Source organism: Microbacterium sp. Cr-K20 (genome assembly GCF_000708325.1).
In the GTDB taxonomy this organism is placed as follows: Bacteria; Actinomycetota; Actinomycetes; order Actinomycetales; family Microbacteriaceae; genus Microbacterium.
Genome location: NZ_JARE01000041.1, coordinates 26476 through 42533, shown reverse-complemented (window position 1 = coordinate 42533; position 16058 = coordinate 26476). Strand labels below are relative to the sequence as shown.

15 protein-coding genes are annotated in these 16058 nt (G+C 63.8%); 3 read left to right on the top strand and 12 right to left on the bottom strand.

Annotated features, from left to right (window positions below; genetic code table 11):
* From GZ67_RS0106425 to GZ67_RS0106415, 3 genes are all read left to right on the top strand, one after another.
* Positions 1-617 (top strand): arsenic transporter (locus GZ67_RS0106425; protein WP_029273829.1); only part of this gene is annotated, 617 nt, incomplete at its 5' end.
* Positions 618-619: 2 nt separating this feature from the next.
* On the top strand, positions 620-1612 hold the full coding sequence (locus GZ67_RS0106420; protein ID WP_029264079.1) for a metalloregulator ArsR/SmtB family transcription factor: 993 nt from the start codon (positions 620-622) through the stop codon (positions 1610-1612).
* A gap of 25 nt (positions 1613-1637) precedes the next feature.
* Complete coding sequence (locus GZ67_RS0106415; protein WP_029264080.1) at positions 1638-2045, top strand: arsenate reductase ArsC; 408 nt, start codon at positions 1638-1640, stop codon at positions 2043-2045.
* A 185-nt stretch (positions 2046-2230) separates the two neighbouring features.
* Here GZ67_RS0106415 and GZ67_RS20365 read toward each other — a convergent pair whose 3' ends face one another.
* The 12 genes from GZ67_RS20365 to GZ67_RS0106350 form a co-directional block, all read right to left on the bottom strand.
* Positions 2231-4558, bottom strand: coding sequence for a zinc-ribbon domain-containing protein (locus GZ67_RS20365; protein ID WP_081859905.1), 2328 nt, complete (start codon positions 4556-4558; stop codon positions 2231-2233).
* A complete protein-coding gene (locus tag GZ67_RS0106410) occupies positions 4555-5598 on the bottom strand; it encodes a TniB family NTP-binding protein (RefSeq protein ID WP_017201943.1) in 1044 nt (347 codons plus the stop codon). The genes GZ67_RS20365 and GZ67_RS0106410 overlap by 4 nt, the downstream gene beginning before the upstream one ends.
* The gene (locus GZ67_RS0106405) at positions 5595-7631 is read right to left on the bottom strand and encodes a Mu transposase C-terminal domain-containing protein (RefSeq protein WP_029264081.1); all 2037 of its coding nucleotides are present in this window, start codon (positions 7629-7631) and stop codon (positions 5595-5597) included. The genes GZ67_RS0106410 and GZ67_RS0106405 overlap by 4 nt, the downstream gene beginning before the upstream one ends.
* Positions 7621-8448 carry a TnsA-like heteromeric transposase endonuclease subunit gene (locus GZ67_RS20095; RefSeq protein WP_164743619.1) on the bottom strand — a complete coding sequence of 276 codons (828 nt, stop codon included), beginning with the start codon at positions 8446-8448 and terminating at the stop codon, positions 7621-7623. The genes GZ67_RS0106405 and GZ67_RS20095 overlap by 11 nt, the downstream gene beginning before the upstream one ends.
* A gap of 575 nt (positions 8449-9023) precedes the next feature.
* Positions 9024-9230 (bottom strand): hypothetical protein, encoded by a 207-nt coding sequence (locus GZ67_RS0106395; RefSeq protein WP_017201940.1) that lies wholly within the window; start codon positions 9228-9230, stop codon positions 9024-9026.
* Positions 9231-9580: 350 nt separating this feature from the next.
* Positions 9581-10390, bottom strand: coding sequence for an RNA polymerase sigma factor (locus tag GZ67_RS0106390; protein ID WP_029264083.1), 810 nt, complete (start codon positions 10388-10390; stop codon positions 9581-9583).
* A 324-nt stretch (positions 10391-10714) separates the two neighbouring features.
* Positions 10715-10969 carry a hypothetical protein gene (locus GZ67_RS20360; RefSeq protein ID WP_081859903.1) on the bottom strand — a complete coding sequence of 85 codons (255 nt, stop codon included), beginning with the start codon at positions 10967-10969 and terminating at the stop codon, positions 10715-10717.
* A gap of 420 nt (positions 10970-11389) precedes the next feature.
* Entirely contained in the window at positions 11390-12166 is a 777-nt protein-coding gene (locus tag GZ67_RS0106375) for a F510_1955 family glycosylhydrolase (RefSeq protein WP_231481712.1), read from the bottom strand.
* 212 nt (positions 12167-12378) lie between these two features.
* On the bottom strand, positions 12379-12975 hold the full coding sequence (locus GZ67_RS0106370; RefSeq protein WP_026049681.1) for a DUF305 domain-containing protein: 597 nt from the start codon (positions 12973-12975) through the stop codon (positions 12379-12381).
* A gap of 86 nt (positions 12976-13061) precedes the next feature.
* Entirely contained in the window at positions 13062-13499 is a 438-nt protein-coding gene (locus GZ67_RS0106365; RefSeq protein ID WP_151460103.1) for a DUF6153 family protein, read from the bottom strand.
* A gap of 50 nt (positions 13500-13549) precedes the next feature.
* Positions 13550-15679 carry a heavy metal translocating P-type ATPase gene (locus GZ67_RS0106360; protein WP_442922009.1) on the bottom strand — a complete coding sequence of 710 codons (2130 nt, stop codon included), beginning with the start codon at positions 15677-15679 and terminating at the stop codon, positions 13550-13552.
* A gap of 55 nt (positions 15680-15734) precedes the next feature.
* The gene (locus GZ67_RS0106350) at positions 15735-16058 is read right to left on the bottom strand and encodes a heavy-metal-associated domain-containing protein (RefSeq protein ID WP_017201932.1); all 324 of its coding nucleotides are present in this window, start codon (positions 16056-16058) and stop codon (positions 15735-15737) included.

Genomic DNA, 16058 nt, shown 5'->3' with positions numbered 1-16058 from the left:
TCCAGGTCATCGCCTTCTCGCTGCTCGGCTGGTTCTACTTGACGGTTCTCCCCGGCTGGCTCGGGATCGACTCCCAAGGCCTCGAGATCTCGGTCTGGCAGATCGCGCTGAACGTGCTGATCTTCCTCGGCATACCCCTCGTCGCCGGATTCGCCTCCCGATTCCTCGGCGAGCGCGCGAAGGGACGCGACTGGTACGAAGACCGCTTCCTCCCGAAGATCGGCCCCTGGGCCCTCTACGGTCTCCTCTTCACCATCGTGCTGCTGTTCGCGCTCCAGGGCGAACAGGTCACCAGCCGCCCCTGGGACGTCGCTCGGATCGCACTCCCGTTGCTGGCGTACTTCGGGATCATGTGGTTTATCGGCCTCTTCACCGGCAAGGCGCTGGGGCTCGGATACGCACGCTCGTCGACGCTGGCATTCACCGCAGCGGGCAACAACTTCGAGCTCGCCATCGCCGTCGCCATCGGCACCTTCGGCGCGACCTCCGGCCAGGCCCTTGCCGGGGTCGTCGGCCCGCTCATCGAAGTTCCTGTTCTCGTCGGACTCGTCTATGTCTCTCTCTGGGCAGCCCGACGCTGGTTCCACACCGATCCATTCACCGCTGAAAGGATGTAGACATGAACGCCGTGCTGACCACCCAGGGTGACACCTGCAGTCCCGTCGCCAGCCACGCAATCGGCGTCGATGCGGCCACCTCGGTCGCCTCTACTCTGAAGGCGCTGTCGGATCCGCTCCGTCTTCGGATGCTGTCTGCCATCGCATCCGACCCTCGAGGGGAGTCGTGCGTCTGCGATCTCGCCGAGCTCGCCGAGGTTTCCCAGCCGACGGTCTCTCACCATCTGAAGGTGCTCAAGGACGTCGATGTCCTCACCTCGGAGCGGCGTGGAACCTGGGTCTGGTATCGGATCAACCCGAACCTGCGCAGCGCCGTCACGGCCCTGCTGGAATCCTTCGCGCCCGCGACGCTCGCACCGTGGAGTGTCTCTGACGGCCGCGATGAGCCGCGGCCCGACTTCGACGCGCGGGTGACCCATCTCGCAGATGAACTCGCAGCAGAAGTCCCCGAGCTCGACCCCAATGTCGTGCTCACCATCGTCCGCGAGTCCTACACCGCCCTCGCCCGCACCGCGCGAGTCACCTCAGCACTCGTGCCACTGACCGAACGCTTCGCACGTCAGCGACTCGCCGACCTCACACGGGACCGCGACTCTGCTGTGCCCCAGGTGCTCTTCGTCTGTGTCGCCAACGCGGGGCGTTCGCAGCTCGCCGCCGCGCTCGTCAACAAGATGGCGGGCGGCAAGGTCGTGGCTCGCTCGGCAGGATCGGCTCCTGCCGACGTCATCCATCCTCACGTCCGGTCGATTCTCGCCGAGATCGAAGGTGACGCTGCCGTCGAGCGCTTTCCGAAGCCGCTCACCGATGATGCCGTCCGTGCGGCGGACGTCGTCATCACGATGGGCTGCGGAGATGTCTGCCCGATCATCCCCGGCGTCCGTTACGACGACTGGGCAGTCGGCGATCCTGCTCTCGCATCGCGTGACGGTGTCGAAGCCATCCGTGACGACATCGCCGGCCGCGTGCGCGCGCTCGTCGAAGACCTTCTCCCTTGACCAACCCCTCGCACCAGGAGCAACCATGACTGACACGACCACCAAGCCCTCCGTTCTCTTCGTCTGCGTCCACAACGCCGGACGCTCGCAGATGGCCGCCGGATTCCTCCGCGACATCGCCGGCGACCGCATTGAGGTCCGCTCCGCCGGCTCCATGCCCGCCGACCAGATCAACCCGACTGCCGTCGAAGCGATGAATGAACTCGGGATCGACATCACCGCCGAGCAGCCCAAGATCCTGACGACCGAGGCCGTGCAGGCATCCGATGTCGTCATCACGATGGGATGCGGTGACGCCTGCCCGTTCTTCCCCGGCAAGCGCTACGAGGACTGGAAGCTCGACGACCCGGCCGGCCAGGGCATCGACGCCGTGCGTCCCATCCGTGACGACATCAAGGCGCGAATCGAGCAGCTGGTGAGCGAACTCGTCTAACGAGGGGAATGTGCTCGCCGATCCGGGATGCTTTCGTCAGTGATCGAATCGGGAGCTCGAGTCTCTCGATCACTCCCGATTCGCTCGTGTCAGCGTCAGCGCCAAACAGAGAGCTAGCGCTGGATGCGAGGAGGACTCAGCGCCACGAGTAAAACCCCAGACGAGGTTCGCATCGGGTCCTGTTACTACTTGCGACATTCGGGGCAGTGGGCGTGAGGTCTGCGGGTTCTGGTCTGAATCGTGGACGGCCACGAGTATCCGCACGCACAGATCCACATGACTTTTCGACCCGACCCGACGGTGACCTCGGTAGGAGAGAGGGCGTTCGCTGGGTCCCATTGCTTGGCGAGGTCGGGGCGCAGAGTCGCAAGGTCGTTCTCGCCAGGGATGGGCAGCTTTCCTGCGCAGTAGGGGCAGCCGTGGCCGCACGTCCGATTCTTGACTGTCGCCGGCCACGAGTGGTTGCGATGGCAGTTCCATGACACCTTCACGTGGGATGAGACTGTGACCTGATTCGGTGAGCAGTCGTTGCTGGGATCCCATTGAGCGGCGATGTCTGGCCGAAGCGTTGCGAGGTCGGTTGTACCAGGGATGGCAACGCGGCCGGAGCATGAGGGGCAACCTGAGCCAGCGTGTCGGTTGGCGACTGTCGCTGGCCAGGTGTGACCCTTCACGCAGCGCCATCGGGCTTCGTATTGGCTGCTGACGGTCACTTCGGACGGTGTCCGGTCGTTCGCGCCTGCTTTGTGGTCCCATTCCGAAGCCAAGTGAGGGTCGAGAGTTCCCAAGTCATTGAATCCTGCCAAGACGACGCGATTCGCGCACACGGGGCAGCCCGTCTTGTCCTTCGTACGGCCCCAGACGGGGAGTTCCCACCTGTGACCCAGCGCGCAACGCCATACTGCGGGGAAATCCGAACCCGCGGTGACCTCGCAAGGAGTCTTGGAGTTCACGTGGTCCCACTGTTCGGCGAGTTGAGGGTGGGTGGTGGCGAGGTCGTTGAAACCAGCGAGGGTGCGTTGGTTGGAGCAGTACGGACACCCGTGTCCTGAGCAACGGTCGCCGACAGCCGCGTCCCAGCTATGGTCGCAGGGGCCGCGCCACCAGACCACACGGTCTGATCCGGGGGTGACTGTCTCCGGTGTGATGGAACTGTCGTTGCGTTGGTAGTCCCACTCTGCTGCGAGGCCGGGGTGAAGAGTGACTAAGTCTGTTTCACCCGGTATCGCCCGGCTGCCGGCGCAATAGGGGCAGCCGCTTTTTAGCGTGGTGCGGGAGCGCACCTGGGCAGGCCAGGTGTGCTGTCGAGCCGCACACCGCCAGTTAATTTTCCGTGCGGAGGTGACGCTGACGTGATGGGGGCCCCCGCGGTTGACTCCTGGGGTGGTGTCCCATTCCGCGGCGATGTCTGGCCGCAGGGTGCCGAGGTCGGTATGTCCAGGCCAGAAGTCCATGCCGATGCAGTATGAGCAGTTCGTTTCGGCAAAGCCTCGCACGTGGGGGCTTGCTTCCCAGGAGTGCCCCTCTTCGCACAACCACCAGGCTTTGTGGGAGACATCTACTCCCGACCAGGGGTCTCGGGTGGGCGGGTTGCGATCCCAGTCCCATTCGGAGATGGCTTTCGGGTGTCGGAGGATCCATAGCGGGTAGTTGGCGGTGGCGTCGAGGATGCGGGGGACGTCGACGGTGTCGAGGGCGGGTTCCAGGGGGCGGAACTTCGTGGGGATGGTGTGGCGGCGGAGGGGTCGGAGCCAGAGAACCACCCGTTCGACGAGGATGTCGCTGTTGGCGATGCCCAACGTTGCGTTGATGTCGAGTCGTAGATCTGCCGCCGGCTGAGTGCGCCATCGTGCGCAGTGCGAACGATTGGACAAGATCTGCAGAACGCGCACCGTCGCGCGGTACAGATGTGCGCGGCGATCGATCTCGCGTACCGCGCTCATCAAGGACGGATCCTGCCCGGTCTCTCCGTTCTGGGCGGAGAGTATGTCGTTGTCGCGCACCATGGCCCACACTTGACTGTGCAGTTGCGTGGTGACTCGACCAGTAGCGACGAGTCGACGGAAGGAGAGTTCCGCGTTCCGAAGCGTGGGATCGAAGGGAACGATCACCTGGGTATCGAGTTCCGTTCCGGGACCGACCCACACCATCTGCCCCGGGTGTCGGAGACAGAAGTTTTCCCGATCGTGGGGAATCTGCTCGATCGTCTCCCCGGCACTGCATAGGCGGCACAGGAAGCGCTGCGGATAGGCCCGTGTGGAGTCCGGTTGCGCTAGACGTTTCATGCGGAGGTAATGACCGGCCGGGCGCCCTGCCGTCGCCTCGACCGTCCGAGCGGCCGCTTCATCGTCGATCCAGACGCGGTGGATGTTCGGTTGCGCTCGGCTGGTCAGCGCCCTCTCGGCGAAATCGAACGGCACTCCTGCGGCGTGGCATTGCCGCTGCGCGTAGGAGCGTGGCGTCTCAAGATGATGCCACTTGGGTCGTTTCGCCCACGCCTGCGTGCTGATCATGCGGCGTCCACCAAGTCGTCAAGGGTGACGTTGTGTGTGTTGAGCGTGGTGCGCCGGAGAGTGTCGAGAACCCCGAAGAGTCGCTCGCGGGTTACGGTCTCCGAGGTGCGCGATTCGTCGCGCAAGATGGACGCGACTAGGCGGTCCACGATCATCGCGAGAACGGCGAGTTTCCCGTCGGCGGCGTGGACTAGCGTGCCGGCGTTGCGGGTGAGAAGGCCGTGGGCGTGCCCGCATAGTGGTAGGAAGCTGTCGAAGGTGGCGACCCATTTGATCCATTGTTCGAAGTCCTCTTGGACGGCGGGGTCGATCTTGTCGAGTGTGACGAAGTCACATCGTGCGCTGACTTGCAGGCCGTCGCCCGTCTTGAATGCTTGGTCGAGATTGATTCCAACCAGGACGACGGTCGCACAAGACTCGTTCTGGAGGGCTTTGATGACACTGGAGGGTTCAGTCCCGCCGAGCTTGTGCGCTTCGTCAATCACGAGCAGCTTCGTGCCGTGACGGTGGAGGGCCTCGACGGCAAGCTTCCTCAGCCTGTCGGTGGCGATCTGTTTGGGGAGAACGATGGTGGGGGCGAGAAACTCCACGATCTGGGCAAGGAGAGCTTTTCCGGTCGAGTGTTCGGTCATCTCCACCCAGACGACCGGTGCGTCTCCGTCTCTGAGGTAGTCGGGGTGTTGGGCTGCGTGTCTGCGTTCTACGGATCGAGCCAACAGGAGAGCGAGCTCTGTCTTGCCGGAGAACATCGGCGCGGATATCATCAGCCCGCGCCGCGAGTTCTTCAGCCGAGGGTTGATCCGGATGAGGTCCTCCAGAATGCGAGCGCAGACCGCTTGCTCGCGTGTCTTCACCCTCAGCGTCAGCCGGAGAAAGTCTTCGCGAGCTTGGTCGTATAGCTCTCGAGCTTCACTGTCCAGATCTCTGTACTGACGGAAGGTGATCTTCGGCGGGGATGCGGGCTCGGCGTCGAATGCTTCTCGAAGCCCTGCAAGGCTGGTCTTGCGGTCATGGTGGAGGACGAGTGGGGTGATCTTCATGAATCAAGCTCCTCTGCTTGCGCGAGATCTATGTCGGGGGATGTCCAATCGATGGTGCTGATGTCGACGGGTTTGGCCCATTGCCGTAGTGGGATCGGTGTCGTTGTCGAGGGGCCTGGTTCACGTTGCGCTTCGACCTTGAGGCGCTGTTGCTCCCGTTTGTGCTGGGTGCGCTTCCGTTTGTCTCCTCGTTCGCGACTTTCGACGTGGTCGATCCACTCGCGGCGGCGGTCGGGATCGTCGATTGCGGCGTCGGGGTATCGGGCAAGGAGTTTCATGTCGATCTCGGCGACCATCGGTGCTGTCTTCTCCCGCAGAGCGATGTCCCAGCACTCGATCCACACACCGGTTTCTGGGTGACGCACCCAGACGGCATTGGCGTTGTAGGGGTCGAAGCTCACTGGGAATTTCCTGGCTTTCGCGGATCCCGGTTCAGCGCCCGTGAGGGAGCGATTGCGGAGATCTTCCAGGTGGGATGAGTCGTAGCGGCGATTGTGGAGTTCGATCCCTGCACGACCGATCATGCGCCGTTCCGTGGGCAAGAGCGCGAGGTACTCCTCAACTCCGAAAGGCACCGGGACGCCGGGTCCTACAGCGAACAGTTCGGTGTACATCTGATTCGGGGTGAAGATGCGCCCTGGGGAGCTCGTCGACTTCAAGCCACGGTGAGGCCTGTTCAGGTAGATGTTCGTTATCCAGCTGTCGAGGATGAGGCGAAGCGAATCCAGGGTGAGGGTGGGGTCGTCTTTGGCGGCCCGATGGGCGACGGAGTTCCCCACGAAACCGGCCAGCCATGCGGCGAAGTCTGTCGAGAGGGTGCCGAAGTTGCGCTCTACGTGTGGCTTTACCGTCGGCGTTCTGGAGGGGGCAAGTTCCCTGTGGATTCCGTACGCGCTGCAGGCATCTCTGAACGTGCGGGACCGAAAATCTGCTCCGCCGTCGATAGTGATCGATCGCGGGAAGATCCACGGGAGGGCCAGAGAATCGTCAGTGAGGTAGGGGTTCACCTGCTTCATCAGGTCAGAAGGCAACGTGGCTGATCCCGCGAGGGTGGCTGCTCCCGAACCAGGTACGGCTTTGCGCCCGATGACAGCCCGGGCGAGCAGGAGTGCATGGTCGAATCCGCCAGGGCTGTCCGCGTGAATCGCCCAAGCGAGCGGTACCCGGCTTGCGACATCGAGAAGCACGGTGAGTGTCGGCCGGAACTCACTGTTCTCATCCCAGACGAGAACGTCGAGTTTCGTTGAATCGATCTCGCATCGCTCCCCAAGTTGATAGGCAGCCCCGGAGTAGTACTGACGCTTGGGGCTGTTATCGGTGTTTCGCCGGGTGGTCGCTTTGTCGAAGCTGTAACGGCCGGCCGCCCGCTCGTTGATGTAGCCCTGGAGGGTGCGAGCCTTGATCTCGCATAGAGGATCGCCCGGGTAAGTGGTCTCGAGCTCTCGCCTCACCAAGACAGCGCACCGGCGTTTGCTGCTCGTCGACTTGTCCGTTTGGCGATCGAGGAATCGATCGATGATCGTCACCAGCCGTGCATCTGCCCGGCTGATGGAGAGTCGCTGCTCGCCCTTGCGATGCATGCGGGCATTCAGCCCGGCTGCACCGTCTTGCTGGTACGTCTTCCACAGGAGGTGAAAGGTGCTGCGCGCTCGCCCAAGTGACGTGCCTTTTAGCTCGAGCAGCTTCGCGTCAACGCGTGCGTTCTGAGTTGTCAGCGCAGGGTCGTATTGTGCCCGAGAAGCGGAGGCCAACGGATCCATCGGCCTGCCCGTGAACGCCTCAAGGAGATGGGCTTCCATATCGCATACGTCGGTCGGCCATGCATCCCCGTCCGGTCGAAGAGATACGCTGCGATCCCGTTGGGCTGTTCCGGCCTGGAGCAGGAACTCGTCTACGGACATGATCAGGTGTCGATCGGGCGCGTGTTCAGAGCGGAGCTTCACCTCCAGGCCAGGAATGATGTGGACCCAGACCCAGCTCTCGCCGTCAATCTCGAAAGAGTCTCCGAGCTTCAGTTTGCGTTCATCGGACACTGATCGCGTCCGTTCTCTCCCGATGTGCGGTAGTCAGTAGCGTGTTGCTATTGAATACGGACGACAAGTCGAGCGCGAGAAGTCTGCGCCAGGCGAGGTTGTCAACCCATGCGCACGCTAGAAGCGGGCAATCTGGAGACGCCAGCTCACACAACTCCCGGCGTGTTTTGCCCTGAGTAGCTGCGTCGAGGATCTTGTCCTCGATGTCCGCCGACGGCCTGCAACGGTCATGACGCGACGCCGACAACCATTCGACCACGCGAGTCGCATGGACGCTGTGACCGGAGAGCACCTCGTAGTGCCAGCCGAGCGTTGCCGACAGCCGTGCGGTTTCATCGAACTGCAGTTGCACGGACTCGTCGATGCGTTCCTTCGGCTTCACATCTCGGACGGCGTAGGAGCCGTCCGACATCTGCAACAAGAAATCCGGCACGTGCCAATGACCGGCCATCGGTGAGCGGACGCCGAACACCACGCCAAACGGCTGCGACCACACCCTTTCGACCTGTCCGGCAAAATCGAGCCACATCAACTCGTCGCGCTCGAACTGAGACTCACACCACACGTGGCTGCGGGTGCGACTCCAGAAGTACTCAGATCCTGTGAAGAAGTGGCTGGCGCCCTTCGATACTCGAACCTTCATGGGGTCGATGACAGACCAATCCAAACGGCCGAGACTTCGGTCGACCGGTGCGAACGAGGTGTTGTTCGCATAGCCAGTCTCCGAACGATGATCACGCGGCACCCAGTGCAGCTCCGACTCTTTCGAGAACCGTCGACGAGCGATCATCCGTGCGATCTCAGCTGGCTTCATCATCACTCCCGGAGGGAGGCGGAGTGCCGGTAGGCACATCTTCGTCGCCTGCGCCCAGGATCAGCCCGGTCGGCTTCGACGGGCTTCCGACACACCGGCGCGGACCGGATATCGTTCGATCTGATCTCGAGTGGCCCGACGTGAAGCGAGAACCGCATCGTTGGTCGCCCGATGTCACTCGGGACTCCACCGGCTTCCGTCGCAAGGTCTAGGCAACGCAAGGCCAGACTTGAACGAACGAGGGGAAAGCTCCCCCACTAGCCTTCGGGTGAACAGTACTCGCCGCCGGCTTCCGGTGAACATTGCCGGCTCCGGCGCTGCGGCAGACATTGAGATGCCGGTCGGCGTTGCCGTCCCGGGCGCTCACGCCTTGGCGTCCGCGGAGACCGTTGCGGACCCCGACCTCGTGAGACTGACCATCCCGCTCCCCCAGTGCAGGACCCGTCCCGCACGAGATGCTCGACGGGAACCTCGTCATCGACAAGGTGAACTACTGACCGCCACCGACGGGGTTCTGGAGGCCCTCGACTTACACAACGAGGGCCTGCACGTGTGCACGTGCAGGCCCTCAGGTTCGATTAGACGCGCTGGCTGATCGTGCCGCCCGGGTTGCGGTTGGCGGTCGATTCGGTGACGAACCGGCCCGACGACGCGGAGCGGTGCACCGTGGTCGAGTTGCTCGTGCCGGAACCGACACGTTCGGTGGTGGTCTTTCCGGGCCAGCGGGCCGCAGCGGCCTTGGAGACGAAACGACCGGTGGATGCAGAGCGACGAACGGTTCCCATGGGAACTCCTTCACTGATTGGTGCCGGGGTGCCATGAGATGGAGCGCCGCTAGTCTGCGGCTGCCAACTCCGGTACAGTCAGTGCTCTGGATGAGACCTGACCTTCTCAGGGCTTGTGAGCCGTCCCGTTACCGCGGGGCGGCTCTTTTCCGTTGTGATCCCGACATCTCGGTATATGTCCGCCGCTGGTCACTTCCCCTCGCGGCCTCTCAACTGCTTCGATTGAGTCTTGCCCGTCATCGATCGCGAGACGAGCGACTGCGCTTTGTTGGCGGAAACGGTTCGGCGTGCCGCCTTCGCGTTCTGGGTCCCGAAGGACGAGCGCTCGATCTTGCCTCGAAATTCACTGCTCATGCGGACTCCCGGTTCTGTCGTACTTGCTGACGTGCGCGCGCGATCGCCGACTCCACCGCTTTCGCGGTCATGCCAAGCTTCTCGCCGATCTCCGCGTGCGTGAAGCCATGCGTCACGTTCAGATAAAAGGCTGAGCGGACACGCTCGTCCTTGATGCTCCCGAATGCACGACGCAGCTCGTCCTTGATGTGCGCCGCCTCGCTCGCGTCGGGAGCAGCCGACGTCGACGGACCCTCCTCGAAGTCGTCGGCCCAGGCCGCTGCGGGCGGCGGAGCCTGCGGCTCCGCATATGAACGCAGCTCTTCTCGACGCCAACGCTTGTAGACGTTGCTGAACTGCAGAAGGCACTGGCCCACGAAGAACGTGCGCAGGGAAGCTCCCTTGGCGGGGTCCCACTTGCCCGGGACGAGCACCTTGTCTCGGAACGCGGTGAGGGCGAGCACGATCGTCTCATCCGCCAGGCTCTCGGCCTCTTCGATCATCGAGCCCGGGCGGGGCTCAGGCTCCAGTGCGCCGAAGCCTTTTCGCTTCACCTCGCCACGAATCTGCCCTTTGTAGATCCACCCGCGGATGACAGCCCACCCGTACTTCGCGATCTCATTCGCGAACAGATCGTAGTTCCGGCCACGGTATCCGCTGGCCTGGAGTGCGGTCGCGAGTTCGCGGTCTCCAGCGAGCCGGTCGAAACGTTCCTCGGCGCGATCGCGGTCTGCCTCGGCCAGCCAGGCCTGATCCGTTGCCCACGCGATGAGAGTAGGAACGCCATCGGGGGACGAATGCCCTTCGGGCTCGTCGTTACCGGTCATAGCGTTCCCTCACGATCCTGGTCAGCTCATAGTCACCACGATCCCTCATATGTCCGACATTGCAGACTTCCCCTCGCCTCTCGCAAGAAAATGTTGAGCAACCTCACGGTTCGGTGCCGCCCGCCGTACACGATCGTTTGCGGCGTGGTTTCGCATTCGGTTCTACTGGTGGTGCCGCAAGCGAGGCCTCGGACCCATCTCCGCTTTCCAAAATCTCCCGCTGAAGACGCGAGTGAGCACAGCAGGAGGGAGCGTGCAGCAGACGACCCGCCGAAAACGATCGTTTCCGGCGAGTTCGCGTCGCCCGTCATCGTGCGCCCGCCGTTAACGTTCGCCGGTATCTGCTTTCGGCAGACGTTTCCGGCGTTCAGGTAGCGGGTCTCGCTCGTCGTCCGCCGATGCGAGTTGGCGAGGATGGTTTCGTTCCGCGCGGAGTTGTTGCTCGATCTTGGCGTGTGCTTTTCGTTCGTTGCGGTCGGCTCTGATGATGGACCGCAGGACGAACCAGAATGCTGCGACGACGGCGATCGTGGGGATGACGGACCAAAAGGCGTTGGTCCAGTAGTCATTGAGATTCATCCGCGCCTCCCGGGGGTTCACGCAGCACGAGCGCCAGTCCGACGATCGCGAGGATGAACGCTGTTTCGTAGCTTCCGAGCGTGTATGCCCAGAGTGACCGTTGGTCTGGAACGGTTGTGTCGATGAGGAGATGAGTTGCGATCAGTGCGACGGCGGCCAGGAGAAGGAAGGCCCCGATACGTACGAGGCGATCGTGACGCCGCTGTGGGGACATGTGGCTGGTGCGCGTGGGAACGTGTGCTCGTGGACGGTGCCGAGCTGGGTGCAGGTGGCGGGTCATCTGAATATGGCTCCGATGAGGTAGAAGCTCGCAAGGGCGAGAAGCAGGGCGAGGACTGTGGCGCACGCGATGAAGACGGATATGCGTCGGAAGGGATTGCGGCGGGGGACCATGGGTGGCCGTTCTGGTGGTGGCGTTCTCTACCGGGCGGGGGCGAGGATGGTTGTGTCGTCGGCTGTGATCTGGACGATGCCGCGGTCGTCGACAACGATGAAGCGTTCGTCATCGATCGCGGTGAAGGCCTGAGCGGCCCCTTGAAGCGGGTCGAGGCGTTGCCATGTTCCTTCGGTGTTCTGTGACCAGAGGGCACCGTCGGTTCCGACTCCTGCGAGCGAGCCATTGGGTTTGGCGTCGAGTGTGTAGAGCAGCGGGGCGTCGGCGACGGGGGTGAAGGTGGCGCCGTTGTCGGTGCTGAGGAGCAGTCCTTCTTCCGCGGCGGCGTAGAGACCGTCGCCGGTGGCGGCGAGGTCTGCCGCGGCAAGTGTTGCGCCGCGGGTCCATTCGAGACCGTCGTCAGTGCTGATGAGCAGATCGACGCCATCGGAGGCGATCCCGTAGAGAGTGCCGTCTGGTCCGGCGGTGAGGACATGGAAGTCCGTACTGCCAGTGAGGGCGATCGGTGACCACGATTCGCCGAAGTCGTCACTACGAATGACACCTAGGTTCGGGGAGCCGAGCTCTGCGGGTGTCTGTGTGCCCGGGTGACCGGATGCGAAGAGGGCGTCGTCGAGGACGGTAAAGCCCATCGCATCGAAATCGTGGCCTCCGATGGGACCGGCGATCGCACCTTCAGGAGTGAGGGTGAAGAGTCCTCCGTGGGTGGCTATGAAGAGGTCCTCACCGCGGGGGTCAGCGGCAACACCGTGAATGTGTTGGATAACGGGGGGGACCGCGTTGGTGCCGGAGGCCTGCGGCACGGCGCAGCCGGTGAGGGCGACGGCTGCGAGAGCGATCGCGAAAGCGGGTAGGGGCGAGTGGCGGTTCATGAGACTCCGACGTGAAGAAATGCATGCAGGTGCGCGAGCGGTACGCGAATGAGAGTCGCGACATGGCACCAGCGCGGTGGCGTGGGTTACTGCGAGAAGGCCAGTTCGGGGGTGCGGGCGAGCGCCGCACCCCCGAAGGTAGATCAGAGTGTGTCGAGGAGGTCTTTCATCGTGGCGATCTCCGTGGTCTGTGCCTCGATGATCGTCTCGGCCAGGGCGACCGCGTCACTGTTCTGGCCGTTGTCGACTTCGTCTTGGGCCATTTCGACGGCACCCTGGTGGTGCTCGATCATCTGCTCGAGGAACAGACGGCTGGCGTCCGCCCCGGTGGCATCTTCGAGGGCCTGCATGTCGTCGTCGGACATCATGCCGCCGCCGTGGTCCATGCCTTCCATGTTGGAGGTATCAGCGCCCCACTCTTCGAGCCACTGCTCCATCTTCTGGATTTCGGGGCCCTGCGCTGCCTTGATCTCTTCCGCGAGGGCGGCGACGCGCTCGTTGACGCCGTCCTTGCTGAGGAGCATGTCAGACATCTCGATGGCCTGAGCGTGGTGCTCCTTCATCATGCTGGCGAACATGATGTCGGCGTCATTGGCGTCCGCCGACGCCGGGGCGGAGCTGCTGCTCTCGTGATTCATGCCGGGCATATCGCCTCCGCCGGAGGTGTTTCCAGCGCAGCCGGCAAGGGCGAGCACAGCAGTGAGAGTGAGTGCGGCGGTCGCCGCAAAACGGGTCTTCATGATGGTTCTCTCCAAGAGTCGATGATGGTGCCCAGCGAGACAGGCTGGGCGAGGGGGCGTTGCCCATAGAACGGGCATGCCAGCCATCAGGTGCGACTGATGCAGAGAACGGTGAGAGACGGCGGCCGCAGCGGGTACAGCGCGCCGCGAAGCGCAAAACGTGAAAGGAGCGGACCAGGGGTTTCGGTGAGTGAGCGCCACCAGGCGGGCGGCCGGGTGACCAGCACTACGGCGATGAGGAGCGCGAGAACGCAGGCCATCCACGACATGCCGTGATCGTCAGAGCACGTCGCACAGCCCGTCTCATCCATCGCTGCAGCTTCGCCTGAGGCGTGTGCGGGGTGAGCGTCGGCATGCGCGGGTGCGACCGCGATGGTTTCGCTGTGCCCGGAGGGCATGGTGTGCGTGTTCATCGAGTGCATCGCCAGAAGCCCGAAGATCACGGAAAAGGCGACGGCGACGACGGTCAGGAGGGTGCGGGTGAGGGTGCGCTGGTCATGCACGCGCCGTGCGATCGTCGTCAACACTGTCCCACCTCCCTTTCTTCCAGGGTACGTCGCCGCCGCCCATGCGCCTACTTGTCGACGACGGCGTCCGGGCTGAGGTTCAGCCGTCGCAGCAACTGCGCATTCAGCGCGACAACGATCGTGGATAGTGACATCAACACTGCACCGACCGACATCGGCAACACGAACCCGACGGGGGCGAGCGCACCGGCAGCCAACGGCACCGAGAGAAGGTTGTACCCGGCGGCCCACCAGAGGTTCTGTTTCATCTTCCGGTAACTGGCCCGCGACAGCTCAATCACGGAGATCACCGACCGGGGGTCGTCGCTGGCGAGGATGACCCCCGCAGACGCGATTGCGACATCGGTTCCCGCCCCGATCGCAATACCGACGTCCGCCTGCGCCAGCGCGGGGGCATCGTTCACCCCGTCACCAACCATGGCGACCTTTCGACCTTCGCCCTGAAGCTCTTTCACCTTCGACGCTTTGTCCTCGGGGCGTACCCCGGCGAAGTACCGGTCGATGCCGAGTTCGCCCGCCACGGAGGCGGCGACCGCGTCCGCATCACCGGTGATCATGACCACCTGCACACTGCGCTCATGGAGCGCGTCGACCGCATGGCGCGACTCCGAGCGGATCTCATCCGCCAGACGCAGCGCGCCCACAACCTGACCGTGGACGAGCACGTGAAGGATGATCGCACCCTCGTTCCGCCACTCGTCAGCAACGGGCAGCTCCTGCGCATTCTCCTGCTCGAGCATGTACGGGCCACCGACCTGCACGACACGTCCGTCAACGCGGGCACGCACCCCGACAGCGGGGGATGACTCGAAGTCGGTTGAGCGTGGAACGGTGAGCGTCTTCTCTTTTGCCGCGTTGACGATCGCGCGGGCGAGGGGGTGCTCGGAGTCTGCTTCCGCCGCGGCCGCCCACGCCAACAGCTGATCGGCGTCGGTCCCCGTGACGGGGTTGATGGCGGTCACCGCGGGGGTGCCCTTGGTGAGCGTGCCCGTCTTGTCGAACAGAACAGTGTCGACGGTGCGCATGCTCTCCAGCGCGAGACGATCCTTGATGAGCACGCCCCCGCGGGCGGCGCGCTCGGTCGCGATCGACACGACCAGCGGGATCGCCAGGCCCAGCGCGTGCGGGCAGGCGATCACCAGCACCGTGATGGTGCGGATGACGGCGGCGTCGGGTAGGCCAACAACCGTCCAGACGATCGCGGTGATCGCTGCGGCGCCGAGCGCGAACCAGAACAGCCACCCTGCGGCCTTGTCCGCGAGCCGCTGCGCCCGAGACGACGAACTCTGCGCCTCGGTGACCAGCTTCTGAATCCCCGCGAGAGCGGTGTCCTCACCGATGGCCGTGATCTCCACCCGCACTCCGGAATCCGTGGCGACGGTACCGGCAATGACCGGGTCGCCATCGCTGCGGCGCACCGGCCGGGATTCTCCGGTGATCATCGACTCGTCCATGCTGGCCGATCCCTGAACGATGCGCCCATCGGCGGGGACCCGCCCGCCCGGACGCACGACCACGACATCGCCTACCTGCAAGTCCGAGGGCGCGACCGTTACGGTCGTATCGCCGTCGACCTTTTCTGCCTCGTCAGGCAGCAACGCCGCTAAGGAATCCAAGGCCGATGTCGTCTGCGCGAGCGAGCGCATCTCGATCCAGTGACCAAGCAGCATGATCACGATCAGCAGCGCCAGCTCCCACCAGAAATCCAACTCGTGGTGCAGCATGCCGAGGCTCGCACCCCAGGACGCCAGGAATGCCACGGTGATCGCAAGGGCGATCAGCAGCATCATCCCGGGCTTGCGTGCACGGAGCTCGCTCACGGCACCCGTGAGGAACGGGGCCCCGCCCCACACATACATCACGGTCCCGAGAACCGGGGACACCCAACCCACCCACGCGGCGTCGGGCAATGGGTACCCGAGCAGCATCGAGAACATCATCGAGAACCCAACCACAGGGGCCGCGAGGACCAGCATGATCCAGAACAACCGCCGGAACTGACCGACATGATCGCCGTGACCGCCGTGACCGCCGTGACCGCCGCGGCTCGTGTGACCAGCGTGCTCTGGGGGAGCACCGTGGTCGTGGCTCATCGCCGTGTGGTCATGCTCCGTTGTCGGCACGCTGCCGTGATCCTGATGCGCAGTGTGTTCGTGGTGCTGGTCATGCTGGCTCATCGGAAACTCCTTGCTCGGATGCACCCGGATCAGCCGGGCGCAAACGGATAGCGACTCAGATCGGGGAGGTCGCGAGGGTGTAGCCGGCCTCTTCAACCGCAGCCCGTACAGCCGTGGGATCGATAGGGGCGGCGCTGTGGACAATCACGCGGGATGCCCCGCCGGCATTCAGGTCGACCGTGACACCGTCGACACCATCGATGGCGTTCAGCTCATCGCTGACGCTGGAGGCGCAATGCGAGCATGTCATCCCCGCAACCAAGATCTCGGCCGAGACCGGGGCCGCGACAGGCGCGGATGCGTCAACGGATGAAGGGGCAGCGCAGCATGCGCACCCCGCATTCGCGTCCTTCAAGCCGAGTTCGATGCGATCAGTCAT